Source organism: Candidatus Thiodictyon syntrophicum (genome assembly GCF_002813775.1).
Classification (GTDB): Bacteria; Pseudomonadota; Gammaproteobacteria; order Chromatiales; family Chromatiaceae; genus Thiodictyon; species Thiodictyon syntrophicum.
The window spans coordinates 646,113-662,079 of the sequence record NZ_CP020370.1 but is presented as its reverse complement, the minus strand read 5'-3'; the positions used below and the strand labels follow the sequence as shown (position 1 = coordinate 662,079).

Genomic DNA, 15,967 nt, shown 5'->3' with positions numbered 1-15,967 from the left:
AGGCAGTAAGCGCATGTCCTATAAAGACCACTTGGACTTGACTCTCGCGCCCCCAGTTCCGCCCAGTCAGTCGGTCGACCAATTCAGGTGCAGCCATGAGCCATGCCGAAACCCACAACCCACAGGCGATCACGAGCCGACTCGATCGGATGACACTTGCGGAAGCGATCACGATGGCCCAGGAGTTCGAGGCCGCTGCCGCCGACTTTTATCGCGAGCTCGCCCGCCGGCTCAACACCGAGACGAGTACGCTTGCCGATGAGTTAGCGAACGAGGAGGAACAGCACGGCCTCATGCTCCGCGGGCTGGCCGCCCAACCGGGGCTTGCGCAGCACCTGCGCCAGCGCATCGCCGCCCCCGCGAGTACCCCGGCCTTCCGTACCTTCATCACCCCCCTGGACCTGCCGGCCGCGCCCCAAGAGGACGAGTTGCTCGCCTATGCCAAGTCCCGGGAGGAGATTGCCCGAGAGCACTACGGCTATTTGGCGGAACTGGCCCCTCCGGGACCGTTACGCGACCTGTTCGCGTTCTTTGCGCACGAGGAGCAGCGGCACGCGGACCATCTGGACCAGCGCTGGAGCGAGTTGTTCGCGGTGTTCTAAATGTGGAAAACCGTGTCCAAACCCGCGGACCCCGCTGCCCATAGACTTCCCCGCCCCCGCTCCAGCATACTCCCCACCCGAGGCTTGCCGTCGTCCGCCCCGGCGTCCGCGGTCCGCCCGCCTACCCCTGAGGCAGCCGTCTCAGGTCATCCGGCCCTGGAGTGAAGCGCTTTGAGCATCGACTGGAACACCTATCCCTGTCAGGACCTGTACGACGAGCTGGTGGCCGCCCCCGGTCAGGGCCGCAACGCCTTCGCCGGGCTGCTCGATGACCTCAAGGACCTGGGGCCGGACGAGCTGGTGGCCCGCCAGGCGGCGGCTGAGGTGGCGATCAAGGAGATGGGCATCACCTTCACCGTCTACTCGGAGGAGGGCGCCATCGACCGCGCCTGGCCCTTCGACATCATCCCGCGGATCATCCCCAAGTCCGAGTGGGACCGGGTGGAGGCGGGTCTGAAGCAGCGGGTGCAGGCGCTCAACCTCTTCATCGACGACCTCTACCACGATCAGCGCGTCATCAAGGAGGGGGTCTTCCCCGCCGAGGTGCTGGCCAGGTCGGTCAACTTCCGGCCCCAGTGCGTGGGGGTCAACCCGCCGCTGGGCATCTGGGCGCACATCTGCGGCTCGGACCTGGTGCGCGACGCGGACGGGACCATCTATGTCCTGGAGGACAACCTGCGCGTCCCCTCCGGAGTCTCCTACATGCTGGAGAACCGCCTGGTGACCAAGCGGGTCTTCCCGGAACTCTTCGAGCACTATGCCCCGCTGCCGGTGGACGACTACCCGTCCCAGCTCTTCGACACCCTGGCGGCACTCTCGCCGCGCCCCGCGGACTATCCGCAGGTGGCGGTGCTGACCCCGGGCATCTACAACTCCGCCTATTTCGAGCACGCCTACCTGGCCCAGCAGATGGGCTGCGAACTGGTGGAGGGGCGCGACCTCTTCGTCGACAAGGACGACTGCGTCTACATGCGCACGGTCGACGGCCCCAAGCGGGTGGACGTGATCTACCGGCGGGTCGACGACCTGTTCCTGGACCCGGAGGCCTTCCGGCCCGACTCCACCCTGGGGGTGCCGGGCCTGATGCGCGCCTGGACCGCCGGCACCGTGGCCCTGGCCAATGCCCCCGGGGCCGGGGTGGCGGACGACAAGGTGGTCTACGCCTTCGTGCCCGAGATCATCAAGTTCTACCTGGACGCCGAGGCCATACTCCCCAATGTGCCGACCTATCGCTGCATGGACGCACCATCCCTGGCCTATACCCTGGAGCACATGGAACGGCTGGTGGTGAAGCCGGCCAACGAGTCCGGCGGCTACGGGATGCTGGTCGGCCCCGCCTCCACCGCGGCCGAGCGTGCGCAGTTCGCGGTGCTGATCCAGCAGGACCCGCGCAACTACATCTCCCAGCCGGCGCTCAAGCTCTCCACGGTGCCGACCATCGTCGGGCGCAACCTGGAGCCCCGGCATGTGGATCTCCGCCCCTTCATCCTGTCGGCCGACCGCCAACAGGTGACCATGGGCGGGCTTACCCGGGTTGCGCTGCGCAAGGGGTCGCTCGTGGTGAATTCATCCCAGGGCGGGGGGAGTAAGGACACCTGGATCGTGCCGGATTAGTAACGAGTCAAGAACAAGTCCAACACAACGCAATCGTTGTCGTTGTCGTTGTCGTGGTCGTGGTCGTGGTCGTGGTCGTGGTCGTGGTCGTTGTCGTTGTCGTTGTCGTTGTCGTAATCGTAATCGGAGAAGCGATACAATTGGCGTGCGACCGAATCCGAGGCACTACGATAACCTCGACAACGACAACGACGCGCCAAGCATGCCCTGATGGACTTGTTTAACTTATCAGTGGACCGTTCCTAAGCCCCGAAGGGGCGTGACATACCAGCCCAGGGCAACGCCCTGGGTATGAGGCATAACGGAGCCCAGCCCTGAAAGGGCGTGACATAAGCAATCGCGCAATTGTGTCACGCCCTTTCAGGGCTAGGCCGACGAAATGACGCTATCCCAGGGCGTTGCCCTGGGCTGGTATGTTCGACCCCGTTGGGGTCGGTACGCAACAAGAGACGAAACAGGCGACTAGCTAGCGGCTAGCTCGATCTTTTGCCAAAGAGGACACTTGCGGATGCTGTCGCGCGTTGCTGAGAACATTTACTGGTTGGGCCGCCATGTGGAGCGGGCGGAGAACGCCGCCCGGGTCGTCGCCGTCAACGCCAACCTGCTCCTGGACCTGCCGCGGGGCATCGCCCCCGGCTGGGCGCCCCTGGTCTACATCAGCGGGGCCAATGCCCAGTTCGAGGCCGACTACCCGGACTACAGCGAGGCCAGCGTCGTACACTTCCTGCTCGGGGACACCAAGAATACCGGGTCTATCCTCTCCGCCCTGGCGGCGGCGCGCGAGGGCTGCCGCACCATCCGCGACTTCGTTCCGCGGGAGGCCTGGGAGGTACTCAACGAGTTGTATCTCTACGGCCGCGACGAACTGGAGCGCGGCATGACCAAGGGCGGTCGTCACGCCTATCTCAAGGCGATCATCCTGGGCGCTCAGGGGATCAACGGCCTGCTCTCCGGCACCATGATCCACGACCAGGGCTACGAGTTCCTGCACCTGGGGCGCTTCCTGGAGCGCGCCGACATGACCACCCGCATCGTCGATGTGCGCTCCGCCAACCTGCTGCCCCACACGACCACCGAACTGCAACCCTTCGAGACCATCCAGTGGGTGAGCGTGCTGAAGTCGCTCAGCGCCTATCAGGCCTACCGGCGCAGCGAGCAGGTGCGGGTGCAGCGCGAGCGGGTGCTGCGCTTCCTGTTCCAGCACCGGGACTTCCCCCGCGCCGTGCGCCACTGTATCGAGGTCACCCGCCAGAGTCTGGAGAAGCTGCCGCGCAACGAGGCCGCCCTGCGGGTGTCCGGCCGGCTGCGGCGCAATCTGGAAGCGGCCGAGCCCTGGCGGCTCGACCAGCAGCAACTCCACACCTATGTCGATGAACTGCAACTGGCCATCGCCGACCTGCACGCGGAGATCGCCAAGACCTGGTTTCCGCCGCCGCTGGTCTTGGAGGCGGCGGCCTGAGGCGGGGGCGGAAGATGATTTGTCCGCCAATGAACGCCAATGAACGCAAATAAGACAAGCTGATGCTGATCGAGCTGCGGGTCGAAAACCATCGCTCCATCCGGGACGAGCAGGCGCTCACCATGCAGGCCGCGGACGATGGGGACCTGTCTGATCCGCGTCCCCGGCAGGTTCCGGGCTTTGCCGGGCGGCTGCTTCCGGCGGCTGCGCTCTACGGCGCTAACGCCAGCGGCAAGAGTAACGTACTCTCTGCGCTAGGGTTTATGCGCGATGCCGTCATTCAGTCGCTTGGCGCCTGGGCGCCCGATGACGGAGTGCCACGCGACCCCTTCGCTTGGGGTGCAAAGTCATCCGAGCCCTCGGTTTTCGAGGTGATGGTGCTGGTCGCGGGAGTGCGCTACCAATACGGTTTCGTCGCGGATGACCGACGTGTTCTCGAAGAATGGCTTTATGCGTGGCCTGGCAACGAGAAGCAGACCTGGTTAGAGCGGGACGGCGACCTGTTCAACTTCGGAGAGCACCTGATTGGCGAGAACCAGTTAGTCGGGCGAGTCACTCGGCCCAACGCACTGTTCCTTTCTGCGGCCGTTCAACTCCGGCACCAACAGCTCGGCCCGCTCTACGGCTGGTTTCGCGACCTGCGTACGGAGTTGCTGCGCGCTGCCGACGTCGGCATTGTGGATATGAAAATCGAAAGGACATCCGCGGGTTCCGCGCATCGTAATGTGGGTCAGCGGCTCCGAGTCTTGCTGCGTCACCACAGCAATACAGAGGATGCGTGGCTTGCGCTGGAGGATGAGTCACGGGGGACGCGTACGCTGTTTCACATGGGCCATTTACTTCTGGATGTGCTGGAGAATGGCGGCATGGTCCTCATCGACGAGTTGGAGAGGAGCCTCCACCCCGTTTTGGCCCTTAAGATTCTTGCGCAATTCAATGACCCGCGTACCAACCCCCACAACGCGCAGATCTTGTTTGCAACCCACGACACCCACCTGCTCGGCACCATGCTCGGCGAGCCGCCGCTGCGACGCGATCAGGTGTGGCTTACCGAGAAGGACCCGGATGGCGCCACCTGCCTCTATCCGCTCACCGATTACAAGCCGCAGCCTGATGAGAACGTCGAGTGCGGTTACCTCCAGGGTCGTTATGGGGCCATCCCGTTTCTCGGCGACCTGGTCAGCGTCGGGAATCCAGCGGATGGGGAATGACCGCCGCAACCGGAAACGCCGCCCCGCCCGTGGTGCGCCGAACAGGACGGTGAAACGGCGTCTCCTGATGGTTTGCGAAGGCGAGGTGACGGAGCCCGAGTATTTCCGGGGATTCGAGCGGTGGGCGCGCAACAACACCGTGCAGATCGATATCCCGATCAAGCGCAGTCAGGGGCTGGCGCTGGTCGAGCGGGCAACGGGACTGAAGGACGCGGCCGAATCCGCGGCAAGGCGTGAGGCTGATACCTTCCTTGGCTATGACGAGGTCTGGTGCGCATTCGACGTGGACGAGAACGATAACCGCAACCTCAACGAGGCCCGCCAACTCGACGGCACCAACGGCATCGAACTGGCCGTGTCCAACCCCTGTTTTGAGCAGGAGAGGCTGGCCGCAACCTTAGCACCGGCGTCTACCGCCTCACCGATTCCATCGCGCGGAACGATTCGGCTGCTGCGACGGCATCGTGCTGACTGACTCTCGCTAACCCATGCTCGGCTATCGCCACGCCTTCCACGCCGGTAACTTCGCGGACGTGTTCAAGCACGCCCTCCTGGTGCAGATCTGCCTTGCGCTGCGCCTCAAGGACAAGCCCTTTTGTGTGATCGATACCCACGCGGGGGCCGGGCTCTATGACCTGGAGTCGGAGAGCGCGCTCAAAAACCGGGAGTTCGACGGCGGTATCGGCCGGCTCTGGGAGGCCCCGGCGGGACCGGAGTTGGGTGCCTACCTGGACCTGGTGCGGACCCTGAACCCGGACGGGCGCCTGCGCTGGTACCCGGGCTCGCCGCACCTGGCGCGCGCCCTGTTGCGGCCGGGCGACGGGCTCATCCTGTGCGAGCGCCACCCGGCGGACCATCAGGACCTGCGCGCGGAGTTTGTCGGCGACCCCCAGGCGGCGGTCCATTTCCGGGACGGCTATGAGGCGCCGACGGCCCTGATGCCGCCGCCCCAGCGGCGCGGTCTGGTGCTGATGGACCCGTCCTTCGAGATGCCGGGCGAGTATGCACGTCTCACCGCGGCGCTCAAGACCATCCAGCGGCGCTGGGCGGGCGCGGTGGTCGCCATCTGGTACCCGATCATCGAGCGCGAGCCCAGTCTGGGGTTTCTCAGCCGCCTGCAGGGGCTCGGCATCCCGGCCATCCTGTGTGCGGAGTTGGGGGTGCTGCCCTACCGGGGTCCCATGGGCCTGCACGGGTCCGGGATGGTGATCGTCAATCCCCCCTGGGGGCTTGAGGCGGTGCTGGGGCGGCTGCTGCCGGCGCTGCTCGACCGGCTGCGGGTCGCGGGGCCGGGGGAGACCCGGCTCGAGTGGTTGGTTCCGGCGCCTTGACCCAAAATTCGGGAGTTACTCACGCCAAGGCGCCAAGCTCGCCAAGGAATTTCCAGGCGTTGTCGAAGTGATTTGGCTCACCCATTGTGCGCTCCGGATGCTGCGCAGTTCCCTTTGTTTCTTCTTGGCGTCTTGGCGTGAGCAATTGCCGGACTTAGGTTGATCGCGGCGCTCGGTCCGCACAGCGGACCCTACGCGGCCCCTGGAGTCCTAAGCTTTCAGCCCCGGTCCCGCAGGGCCTTCACCCTATTTGCGTTTATTTGCGTTTATTTGCGTTCATTTGCGGACAAATCATCTTCACTTCGCTCAGGGGTCCGATACCCCAGCCCGTGCCGCCGCCACCCGCAACACCGACTCCGCCGCCAGCCGCCCGGTCTGGGCGCCGCCGTTCATGTAGCCGAAGTAGGCGTCGCTCAGGTGCTCGCCGGCGAACACCAGGTTGTCGAAGCGCACCTCCCGTCGCGCGCCGGGCTCCGCGGGCTCGGTCCAGCGCAGGGCCCCGAAGCTGCTCAACTGACCGGGCTGGTAACTGGTGTAGGCCCCTAACGAATAGGGGTTGCGGGTCCAGGCGCTGCGCATGTAGCGGCCGGTAGCCGCCGCCCGGACCCCCGGCAGGAAGGTGTCCAGCCGCTCGGTGAAGGCGCGGCCCTTGCTCGGGGCGTCGTTGCCCCGCGCCGCCAGGGCGGCGGTCTCATCGGCGCCCAGGAAGTAGGTCAAGGCGCCGTCCGGGCGTGTCAGTTGGGCCTGGCTCGCGTCCCACACCTCGGCAAACCCCAGGTCGGTCCAGGCCTGACCGACGAAGCCGTCGGGCCGCTGCCAGACACGCTGGGAGAAGGCGCCCGTCACCTTCTCATTGCGGCCCAGCCCCAGTTCGGCGATGGCGCGCCGCATTAGGGCCGACAGGGGCGCCTCGATCCTGACCGAGCGCAGGACGGTGAAGGGGACGGCGATGATCGCCTGGTCGACCTCGACCTCGCGGCCGTCCTGGAAGCCCAGGCGCACCGGTTCGCCCGGTCCGGCGCGCACGGACACCAGTGGATGGCCGGTGTGGACCCGCTCCCCCAGGGCCGCCCACAGGGACGCGATGAGCCGTCCGTTGCCGCCTTGAATGCAGTAGGCCTCGTCGCTCTGGCTCAGGATCTCGACCGACTCGCCATCCACCGCCGGCAGGTTGGAGAGCAGTTGGACGGCCGAGGCCAGCCGCGGCTCAAGGCCGAACTCGGTCCGGATCGACGCCTCGATCAGGGTCCGCACCCAGGATTGGGGGATCAGGTCGGCGTGGCGGTCCAGGTAGGCGGTGACCGAGAGTTGGTCAAAGGCGGGGAGCCGGGTCTGCGGGTCGGCTTCCAGCAGGGCGGCGTCGACCCCGATCCGGCCGGCCAGTGGTCGGAGCAGACGCGCCAGTTCGGCCTCCGTGCGCCGCGCCCCGTCGAACAGATAAGCGGTGTTGGGGAAGCGGCGGCTGGCCGGGCACTCCGCCCGGTTGAAGATCCGCAGATCGAACTCGCGGGCCAGGGTCAGCATGTCCGTGTGGTCGGAGTTGATGAACTCGCCCCCCAGTTCAGTCACGAGGCCGGCGCCGAGCGCCCCGGTGCGGGTCAGGATGCGCCCGCCCAGGCGGCCGCTCGCCTCGTACAGGACCACGTCCACCCCGGCCTGCTGGAGGCGGTAGGCGGCGTGCAGACCGCAGATCCCGCCGCCCACCACGGCGACCCGGTGGGCCGGCCCCGCCGCGGCCGGGGGCGCCTGCGGGGCGAGGTCCGCGGCGGCCATGGACAGGCCCGGGGCCAGCGTGGGGGCGAGCGCGGACCCCGCGATGGCCGCGGTACCGCCCAGGAACCGACGGCGGCTCCACCCCGCCGCCCCCGGTCGATCGACCCCGGGCGCGGCCGGCCCGGCTGCCGCCGAATGATCCCGGCGCGCCGCGGACAGGGCGCGCAGCAGGGTGCGGTAGAGGGGGGTATGGGCCATAGTCAGGACTCCTGGGGCGCGTTGGTCCCCGGCCGCCGCCGCTCGATGCGGTTGGTTTATTGCCCCGCGATGGTCATCTCATCGATCAGCCAGGACCCGGTACGGGTGCTGCCCGGGAAGTCGCAGTCATTGCCCACCGCCACCAGGCCCGCGTACATCGACTTGAGATTGCCGGCAATGGTGATCTCCTCCACCGGGTAGGCGATCTCACCGTTTTCCACCCAGAACCCGGCCGCGCCGCGGGAATAGTCGCCGGTGACCGCGTTGACCCCGTGGCCCATCAACTCGGTGACGAAGAGCCCGGTGCCCATGAGTGCGAGCAGGCCCGCCCGGTCGCGCTCGCCCATGGCGACGACCAGATTGCGTACGCCACCCCCGTTGCCGGTGGTGGGGAGTTTGAGCCGACAGCCGGAATAGGCGTCCAGGACATAGGTGCGCAGCACCCCCTCGCTCACCAGGTCCTTGGCCCAGGTGGCCACGCCGTCGCTGTCGAAAGGGGCACTGGAGAGGCCGCGGGGCAGGTGGGGCTCCTCGTGGATGCGCATGAACTCCGGGAAGAGCCGCTCCCCCAGGTGGTCGAGCAGGAAACTCGCGCGCCGATACAGGCTGCCGCCGGAGATGGCCGAGACCAGGCTGCGTACCAGCCCGGTAGCCACCTCCGCCCGGAACAGCACCGGGGCCTTGCAGGTGCCCAGTTGGCGGCCCCCCAGGCGGGCAACCGTGCGCTGCGCGGCGCGCTCCCCCACCAGGCGGGCGGGCTCAAGATCCGCCGCGGCACGGGCGCTGGTCCACCAGTAGTCGCGCTGCATGGTGTCGCCCTCCTCACCGATGACGGCGCAGGAGAGACCGTGGCGGGTGCTCGGATAGCCGCCGACGAAGCCGTGACTGTTGCCGTAGACCTGGAGGCCGGAGTGGGCGCTGAGCGAGGCCCCCTCGGAGTTGACGATGCGCGGGTCGAAGGCGCGGGCGGCGTCCTCGCACTCGGCGGCGATGGCAATCGCCTCCTCGACCCCGATCGGCCAGGGGTGATAGAGGTCGAGATCCAGCACCCCATGGGCCATCAGCGCGGCATCCGCCAGGTGGGCGCAGGGGTCCTCCTGGGTATGCACCGCGATGGCGCAGGCGGCCTTGACCGCCGCGCGCAAGGAATCGGGGCTCAGATCCGTGGTGCTGGAGGAGCCGCGGCGATTGCCGAAATAGACGGTGATGCCGAGCCCGTTGTCGCGGGTGTGCTCGACGGTCTCCACCTCGCCTAAGCGCACCCCGACCTCCAGCCCGGCACTGCTGCCGACCGAGGCCTCGGCGGCGCTCGCCCCGAGTCGCTTGGCCTCCGCCAGGAGGTGCTCGATGGTCTGTTCCAACCGCGCCAGGCGTTCGGCGGTGTCCTCGGTCGAGGTGATGCTCATAGGGGTCCTGCAAACTCTGAATAGCGGCAATCTGAAAAAGAGTATTTAGCCGCAAATGAACGCGAATGGACGCAAATAAATCAGCTTACCAGCCGGGCTCAGAACTATACGGGTCGCGCCCGACCTGATGCGCGCGCCGTCTCTATTCGCGTTCATTTGCGTTCATTTGCGGCTCGATTGGCTTTTCCCGGGTCACTCGGAGCCGGTACCGCCGACGGTGAGGCTGTCGATGCGTAACGTCGGCTGGCCCACGCCCACCGGCACGCTCTGGCCCTCCTTGCCGCAGGTGCCCACGCCGGTGTCGAGCGCCAGGTCGTTGCCGATCATGCTGACGCGGGTCAGCACGTCCGGCCCGTTGCCGATCAGGGTGGCACCCTTGACCGGCCGCCCGATCTTGCCGTCCTCGATCAGATAGGCCTCGCTGGTGGAGAAGACGAACTTGCCCGAGGTGATGTCCACCTGACCGCCGCCGAAGTTTACCGCATAGAGTCCGCGCGGCACCGAGGCGATGATCTCGCGCGGGTCGCGGGTGCCGGCCAGCATATAGGTATTGGTCATGCGCGGCATGGGCAGATGGGCGTAGGACTCGCGCCGGCCGTTGCCGGTGGACTTGACGCCCATCAGCCGGGCATTGAGCTTGTCCTGCATGTAGCCGCGCAGGATGCCGTCCTCGATCAGCACCGTGGACTGGGTCGTCGTGCCCTCGTCGTCCATGTTGAGTGAGCCGCGCCGCCCGGGCAGGGTGCCGTCGTCCACCACCGTGACCCCGGGGGCGGCCACCCGCTCGCCCACGCGGCCGGCGAAGGCGGAGGTCCCCTTGCGGTTGAAGTCCCCCTCCAGGCCGTGACCGATCGCCTCGTGCAGCAGCACCCCCGGCCAGCCGGGGCCCAGGACCACGGTCATGCTCCCTGCCGGGGCGGGCTCCGCCTCCAGGTTGGTGAGCGCCAGGCGCACCGCCTCCCGCGCGAACTCCATGGCACGGTCCTCGACCAGGAACCAGCCCAGATCCGTGCGCGCCCCGCCGCCGCTCCCGCCCTGTTCGCGGCGGCCCTGGTCCTCGGCGATCACGCTGACATTGAGCCGCACCAGGGGGCGCACGTCGGCCGCCAGGGTCCCGTCGTCGCCCAGCACCAGCACCGTGTCCTGGACGGCGACGACACTCGCGCTCACCTCCTTGATCCGCGGGTCCTGGCGCCGGGCCTCCGCGTCCACGCGGCGCAGCAGGTCCACCTTGTCCTCGTCCGGCAGGCTCTCCAGGGGGTCGATGGGCTCATAGAGGCGGCGCTCGGCGCGGACCTGGCCGATGCGCACGCGCTTCTCGCTGCCGGCCCGGGCGATGGCGCGCGCGGCCTCGGCCGCCTGGGCCAGGGCCGGGTACTCCAGTTCATCGGAGTAGGCGAAGCCGGTCTTCTCGCCGCTGACGGCGCGAATCCCCACCCCCTGCTCGATGCTGAAATTGCCGTCCTTGATGATGCCGTCCTCCAGCACCCAGGACTGCAGCCGGCTCTTCTGGAAATAGATGTCCGCGGCGTCCAGGTGCGAGCCCGCGAGCAGGCCGAGCAGCCGGTCCAGGTGGTGATCGTCGAGCCCGGCCGGTACCAGGATGCTGTTGCGGGCGATGGCAATGGGATCGTTCATAGGAGATCGTTCATAGCGGGGAGTCGACTCACTGTCTGGCGGGGCCGCGCGTCGCACCGAGCCGCCGCGCAGTGCGCGGGCAGGCGTCGAAGGTCGCAACCGGCGATGGGTCATGTGCGAGGATTAACGGAATTTTACAGGAAAAACCAGACGACCGGACTTTCATTGCGGCGCACAATCCAACCGGAAAATCCCGTGTCATTGCCTCGCTGTTACCCCTTTCGTGCGGGCTCAAGGCCCACATTTCAAACGCCGATGCTCAAGCGCCGGGAAATTGCGGCGGACCGCACCCTGAAAATCCCGGTCCAGGTCGCTCGCGGCGAAGCCGCTGCCGCTCGGGCGCTGGGCCAGGACCTGACCCCAGGGGTCGACCACCATGCTGTGCCCGAAGGTCTCCCGGCCGTTGGAATGCACCCCGCCCTGGGCCGCGGCCACCACAAAGGCCAGGTTTTCGATCGCCCGCGCGCGCACCAGGGTCTCCCAGTGGGCCTTGCCGGTGGTCGCGGTGAAGGCCGCCGGGAGGGCCAGCACCTCAAGACCGCGCTCCTGCATCCGCCGGAACAGCTCCGGGAAGCGTAGGTCATAGCAGACGGCAATGCCGAGTCGACCCCAGGGGCTGTCGACGACGACCACCGCCTCCCCCGGCTCGATGGTGGCGGACTCCTGATAGTGCTCGCCCGCCCCGGGCACGCAGACATCAAAAAGATGGATCTTGTCATAACGGGCGACCCGCCGCCCCCGGTCATCGAAGACCAGACAAGCCGCGCGTACCCGCCCGGGGTCCGTCGCCGCCAGCGGGACGGTCCCGCCCACCAGCCAGACCCGCGCCTGCGCCGCCACCCGGGCCAGGAAAGACTGGAGCGGCCCCGCGCCGTCCGCCTCCCGCAGGGCGAGCTGCTCGTCCGCGCCCTTGCTCATCAGGGCGAAGTTCTCCGGCAGGACCACCAGCCCCGCCCCGTCCGCCGCCGCCGCCCGGATCAGGCGCTCGGCCTCGGCCAGGTTGGCGTTCACGCCGGTGCCGCTGGTCATCTGGATCGCCGCCACCTTGGACCTGTTCATCGTTGTGCTTTTCACCCACTGATCTCGGTGCGGCCTCGCTCGATCGTCGTCCCGGCGCAAGGTGCGTGTGGCGCACCCTACGTCGGTCGCCAATCGCGGCCGGAACGAAAAGAAAATAAAGGCCCCCGGCGCGCCCGGGCTGTCGCTGATCGATAAACCATAGCATTCCCGTAGCCGTCGCGACAGCCGCTGCTCGCCCGCATGGACACTTGAGGGCCTGCCCATGACGCCACTGCCCGCGGCGCCCGGCGGCAGCGGCCTGACGGTCTAGCGCCGCGAACGTCGCGCGGCGACGCTGTGGGAGCGGCTTGAGCCGCGACGGGCCGCGCGGGGAACGCGGCGTCGGAGTTCGCCGCGGCGCCGCATCGCGGCCGCAAGCCGCTCCCACGGGGTCCCCGCGGGACTTTCTCGGTAACGCGTCTCGTTGCGACCGGAACGACGATCAAGAGCGAAAAAGGCCAAGGTCAATCACTGCCGGACGAACTGCCGCATAGACCGGCGTATCTGCGGTCCCCGCGAAGATTCCCTCGGTTCGTCATTGCCTTGGACGCATTCTCTCGCTAAGAAGCTGGTGCGTTATGCGGCAACCTTGCCGCCTAGACCAGTCATGTCGACGGCTGTCGGTACCCGTTTAGCACACGGCGATTAAGTTAATCCTCACTTCCAGCCCGGACCGGCCTGGGAGCGCCGCACCCCAGTGCGGCGCGATCTCGCAGATCACCCCGCCGGTGTGGGTTGAGCAGAGGCCGTGCCGCACTGGGGTGCGGCGCTCCCAGTCGCCGTTACGGCTTAACTTAAGGGTAGACAAAGTCACCAGATCACCCGCCGGGTGAATGGACTAAGGCAGATAGGGCATTGAAAAACCGTGGCGAGCTTGGCGCCTTGGCGTGAGACATTTCGGGACTTGGCTTGCAGCCGCGCTGCGGGGCCGCGGTAACCTGCGACGTGGCGGCAGTTTGCGCGGTCTCTTCGCGGCTTAAGCCGCTCCCGCAGCGTCGCTGCGCGACTCTTGCGGTGGGACGCGGCAGGGTCGGCTAGCGGATGAGCGCCAGGGGGTCGCCGACCTGGATGGCTTGGCGGGCGGCCTCGCCGCCTTTGATCTCCAGGATGTAGCCGACGGCGGTGGAGGTGCTGGGGTAGGTGGGGCAGTCCTGCTGACGGCAGGGCTGGGCCTCGGGGACTATCTGAAGCAGGGTGCCGGCGGCGTCGAAATACAGCAGGTCCAGCGGGATCAGGGTGTTTTTCATCCAGAATTCGGCGCGGGCCGGGGGCTGGGTGAAGAGCATCCCCTGATCGGCGGGCAGGTGTCGGCGGAACATCAGGCCGCGCCGGCGCTCCTCTTGCGTTTGCGCCAACTCCACCTGGAAGGCGGCGGGGCCGACCCGGACCCTGACCTGTTCGGCGGCGTACAGGTCCCCGGCCGGCGGCAGGCCGAGGCACAGGCCGACCAACGCGGCGATGGGCGCTGCGTGTCGGCGTCCGGGGGCTAAGGAGTGGTTCAGTAATAGGCTAAACAAGTTCATTAGAGAGTGCCTGTCGCGTCGTTGTCGTTGTCGTTGTCGTTGTCGAAATCCAGGTTATCGTAGTTGCCCGGATTCTCTGGCACCGCAAATTTCATCGTTCTTTCGATTACGATTACGATTACGACAACGACAACGACAACGCTCATTGGTGAATTAAAGGCCCTTTCTCGGCCGCGCGCCATCAATGCTGACACCGCGCGCAATAGAAGCTGGACCGCTGCCCGATGCGTTGCTCGCGAAGCGCCGTGCCGCAGGTCGGGCAGGGCTGCCCGGTGCGGCCGTAGACGCGCAGCAGGCGCGCGAAATAGCCGGGGTTGCCGTCCTCCTGCACATAGTTGCGCAGCGTGGTGCCGCCCTGGACGATGGATGCCTTGAGTACGGTCCTGATGGTGTCGGCCAGGCGCAGGTAGCGCGGCAGCGCGATGCGGTTGCAGGCGCGGGCCGGGTGGATGCCGGCCAGGAACAGGGATTCGCTGGCATAGATATTTCCTACCCCGACCACCACGGTCCCGTCCATGATGAGGGATTTGACCGCCACCCGTCGGCCCCGGCTCTGGGCGAAGAGGTGGGCGCCGTCGAATTCGCTTTCCAGTGGCTCGGGGCCCAGGTCGCGCAGCAGTGGGTGCCGGGTCGCGGCCAGGGCGGGCGGGTCCGGGGTCCAGATCAGGAGGCCGAAGCGGCGGGGATCGTGCAGGCGCAGGGCGCGGCCGTCGGTGAGCACCAGGTCGACGTGGTCGTGCCGGGTGGGCGCCAACCCAGCGGTGACCAGGCGCAGGCTTCCGGACATGCCCAGGTGCAGGATCAGGCTGCCGCCGCCGACCTCGAGCAGCAGGTACTTGGCGCGCCGTGTGAGCCCGCCGATCGACAGGCCCGCCAGGCGTTCGGGCAGGTCGGCGGGGATGGGCAGGCGCAGGCGCGGCTGACGCACCACCAGGCGCTCGATCCGTCGGCCTTCGAGGTGGGGGCGGATGCCGCGCAGCGTGGTCTCGACCTCCGGGAGTTCGGGCACCCTCAGTACCTGCGCAGCGAGGGCGTGATCTCGGCCTTTCCCTTGGTCGCCGGGGCCGTCCCCGCGGGGTCCGCCGCCGGGTCTGGTGCGAAGGGGTCGATGCCGAATCCCGCGGGCGGTGCCTTGTAGGGTTCGGCGCCGAAGCCGGTGCGTGGTTGTTCATCCGCGTCCGGTTGGTCGGACTGGTCCTGGTCCGGGCTCAGGCGGACCACCGGCGGGGTCTCCTGGGGGGTGTCCGGGGCGGGGTCCGCCGTGAGCGCGAGCGGGTCCGGCGCCGGGGTGTTGGGCGCGGTACTGCCGACAGCCGGCATGAGGGGGCCGGGCGGCACCGCGACGCGCGTCGGCGCGCCGTCGGCCGGGGCGGGCGGCGGGCCTGGGTCAATGGCCGTCGGGTCCAGTTCCAACAGCAGCCCATCGCCCAGCACATAGCGCAGCCGCTGATCCAGCCGGGTCCAGCGGCGCCGATCGGCGGACACCAGCAGGCGCAGCGTGGTGCCGTCCCCGAACCTGACCTGGAGCGGCTCGCCGCTCAGGTCGCCGGTCATGGGCTCCAGGCGCTCGGCCGTCAGCCCGGCCAGGGTCTTCAGGGAGGCGCCGGCCAGGGGCACCCCATTGAGTGTGGCGTAGACCGGGGGGGCGGCGCGGGGCAGGAGTTGGCGCGAGCAATAGTCGATGGGCGGGGCAATCAGCCGGGCATAGACCCCGTCGTCGATCAGGTGCACCAATCCATCCGCCGCCACATAGCGGCGCTGTCCCAGCGGGTCCAGACCACCGAAGCCCAGCGTCAGGTCGTCCAACCTGACCTGGAGCTTGGCCGGGGCCAACCCCAGTTCACCGAGCGCGGCGGATTGGGCCGGGAAGCTGCGCTGGACCGGGGTGCGCAGGCCGCTCAGCAGGCGCTCGACCTGCCCCTGGTCGGCGTCCAGGTCCATGGGTTCGCGCATCCGCCAGCCGTCCGGGGTCTGCTCCAGGCGGATGCGGGGCTCGCCGACGCGCTCCACCTCGATGAGTCGGACGTCCGCGGCGGCGGTCGCGGTCAGCGTCTGGGGGCTGTCCGCAACGCTCACTATGTGACGGATGCCCAGGCCCAGTGCCGCGAGCACCAGGAGCAGGACCAGATTGATGAGCCACCGTGCCTTCATGG

General features: G+C 67.8%; 14 protein-coding genes. 6 read left to right on the top strand and 8 right to left on the bottom strand.

Features of this window, described 5'->3' with window-relative positions:
* Nucleotides 1-95 precede the first annotated feature (95 nt).
* Together THSYN_RS02840 and THSYN_RS02835 are read left to right on the top strand one after the other, a co-directional pair.
* Entirely contained in the window at nt 96-602 is a 507-nt protein-coding gene (locus tag THSYN_RS02840; RefSeq protein WP_100917809.1) for a hypothetical protein, read from the top strand.
* Between the two features lie 171 nt (nt 603-773).
* On the top strand, nt 774-2,216 hold the full coding sequence (locus THSYN_RS02835; protein WP_100917808.1) for a circularly permuted type 2 ATP-grasp protein: 1,443 nt from the start codon (nt 774-776) through the stop codon (nt 2,214-2,216).
* On the opposite strand, the gene THSYN_RS02830 is transcribed toward THSYN_RS02835, so the two are convergent.
* On the bottom strand, nt 2,213-2,356 hold the full coding sequence (locus tag THSYN_RS02830) for a hypothetical protein (RefSeq protein ID WP_172965224.1): 144 nt from the start codon (nt 2,354-2,356) through the stop codon (nt 2,213-2,215). The genes THSYN_RS02835 and THSYN_RS02830 overlap by 4 nt on opposite strands.
* A 368-nt stretch (nt 2,357-2,724) precedes the next feature.
* On the opposite strand from THSYN_RS02830, the gene THSYN_RS02825 reads away from it, so the two are divergent.
* From THSYN_RS02825 to THSYN_RS02810, 4 genes are all read left to right on the top strand, one after another.
* The gene (locus THSYN_RS02825; RefSeq protein ID WP_100917807.1) at nt 2,725-3,675 is read left to right on the top strand and encodes an alpha-E domain-containing protein; all 951 of its coding nucleotides are present in this window, start codon (nt 2,725-2,727) and stop codon (nt 3,673-3,675) included.
* Between the two features lie 62 nt (nt 3,676-3,737).
* On the top strand, nt 3,738-4,886 hold the full coding sequence (locus THSYN_RS02820; RefSeq protein ID WP_100917806.1) for an AAA family ATPase: 1,149 nt from the start codon (nt 3,738-3,740) through the stop codon (nt 4,884-4,886).
* A complete protein-coding gene (locus THSYN_RS02815) occupies nt 4,876-5,361 on the top strand; it encodes an RloB family protein (protein ID WP_157817415.1) in 486 nt (161 codons plus the stop codon). The genes THSYN_RS02820 and THSYN_RS02815 overlap by 11 nt, the downstream gene beginning before the upstream one ends.
* Nucleotides 5,362-5,374: 13 nt before the next feature.
* Nucleotides 5,375-6,217 (top strand): 23S rRNA (adenine(2030)-N(6))-methyltransferase RlmJ, encoded by an 843-nt coding sequence (locus THSYN_RS02810; protein WP_100917804.1) that lies wholly within the window; start codon nt 5,375-5,377, stop codon nt 6,215-6,217.
* A gap of 306 nt (nt 6,218-6,523) precedes the next feature.
* Here the strand turns inward: THSYN_RS02810 and THSYN_RS02805 are convergent, their stop codons facing one another.
* The 7 genes from THSYN_RS02805 to THSYN_RS02775 all read right to left on the bottom strand — a co-directional run bounded on the left by THSYN_RS02805 (nt 6,524) and on the right by THSYN_RS02775 (nt 15,965).
* The gene (locus tag THSYN_RS02805) at nt 6,524-8,188 is read right to left on the bottom strand and encodes a flavin monoamine oxidase family protein (protein WP_157817414.1); all 1,665 of its coding nucleotides are present in this window, start codon (nt 8,186-8,188) and stop codon (nt 6,524-6,526) included.
* Nucleotides 8,189-8,244: 56 nt separating this feature from the next.
* On the bottom strand, nt 8,245-9,594 hold the full coding sequence (pmbA, locus tag THSYN_RS02800; protein ID WP_100917803.1) for a metalloprotease PmbA: 1,350 nt from the start codon (nt 9,592-9,594) through the stop codon (nt 8,245-8,247).
* Between the two features lie 192 nt (nt 9,595-9,786).
* Nucleotides 9,787-11,232, bottom strand: a complete 1,446-nt coding sequence (tldD, locus tag THSYN_RS02795; RefSeq protein WP_100917802.1) for a metalloprotease TldD — start codon at nt 11,230-11,232, stop codon at nt 9,787-9,789.
* 231 nt (nt 11,233-11,463) lie between these two features.
* Nucleotides 11,464-12,291 carry a carbon-nitrogen hydrolase family protein gene (locus THSYN_RS02790; protein WP_100917801.1) on the bottom strand — a complete coding sequence of 276 codons (828 nt, stop codon included), beginning with the start codon at nt 12,289-12,291 and terminating at the stop codon, nt 11,464-11,466.
* Nucleotides 12,292-13,325: 1,034 nt separating this feature from the next.
* A complete protein-coding gene (locus THSYN_RS02785) occupies nt 13,326-13,814 on the bottom strand; it encodes a DUF192 domain-containing protein (RefSeq protein ID WP_100917800.1) in 489 nt (162 codons plus the stop codon).
* A gap of 181 nt (nt 13,815-13,995) precedes the next feature.
* Entirely contained in the window at nt 13,996-14,823 is an 828-nt protein-coding gene (mutM, locus tag THSYN_RS02780; protein WP_100917799.1) for a bifunctional DNA-formamidopyrimidine glycosylase/DNA-(apurinic or apyrimidinic site) lyase, read from the bottom strand.
* Nucleotides 14,824-14,825: 2 nt separating this feature from the next.
* A complete protein-coding gene (locus THSYN_RS02775) occupies nt 14,826-15,965 on the bottom strand; it encodes a DUF4340 domain-containing protein (RefSeq protein ID WP_100917798.1) in 1,140 nt (379 codons plus the stop codon).
* Nucleotides 15,966-15,967: the final 2 nt, after the last annotated feature.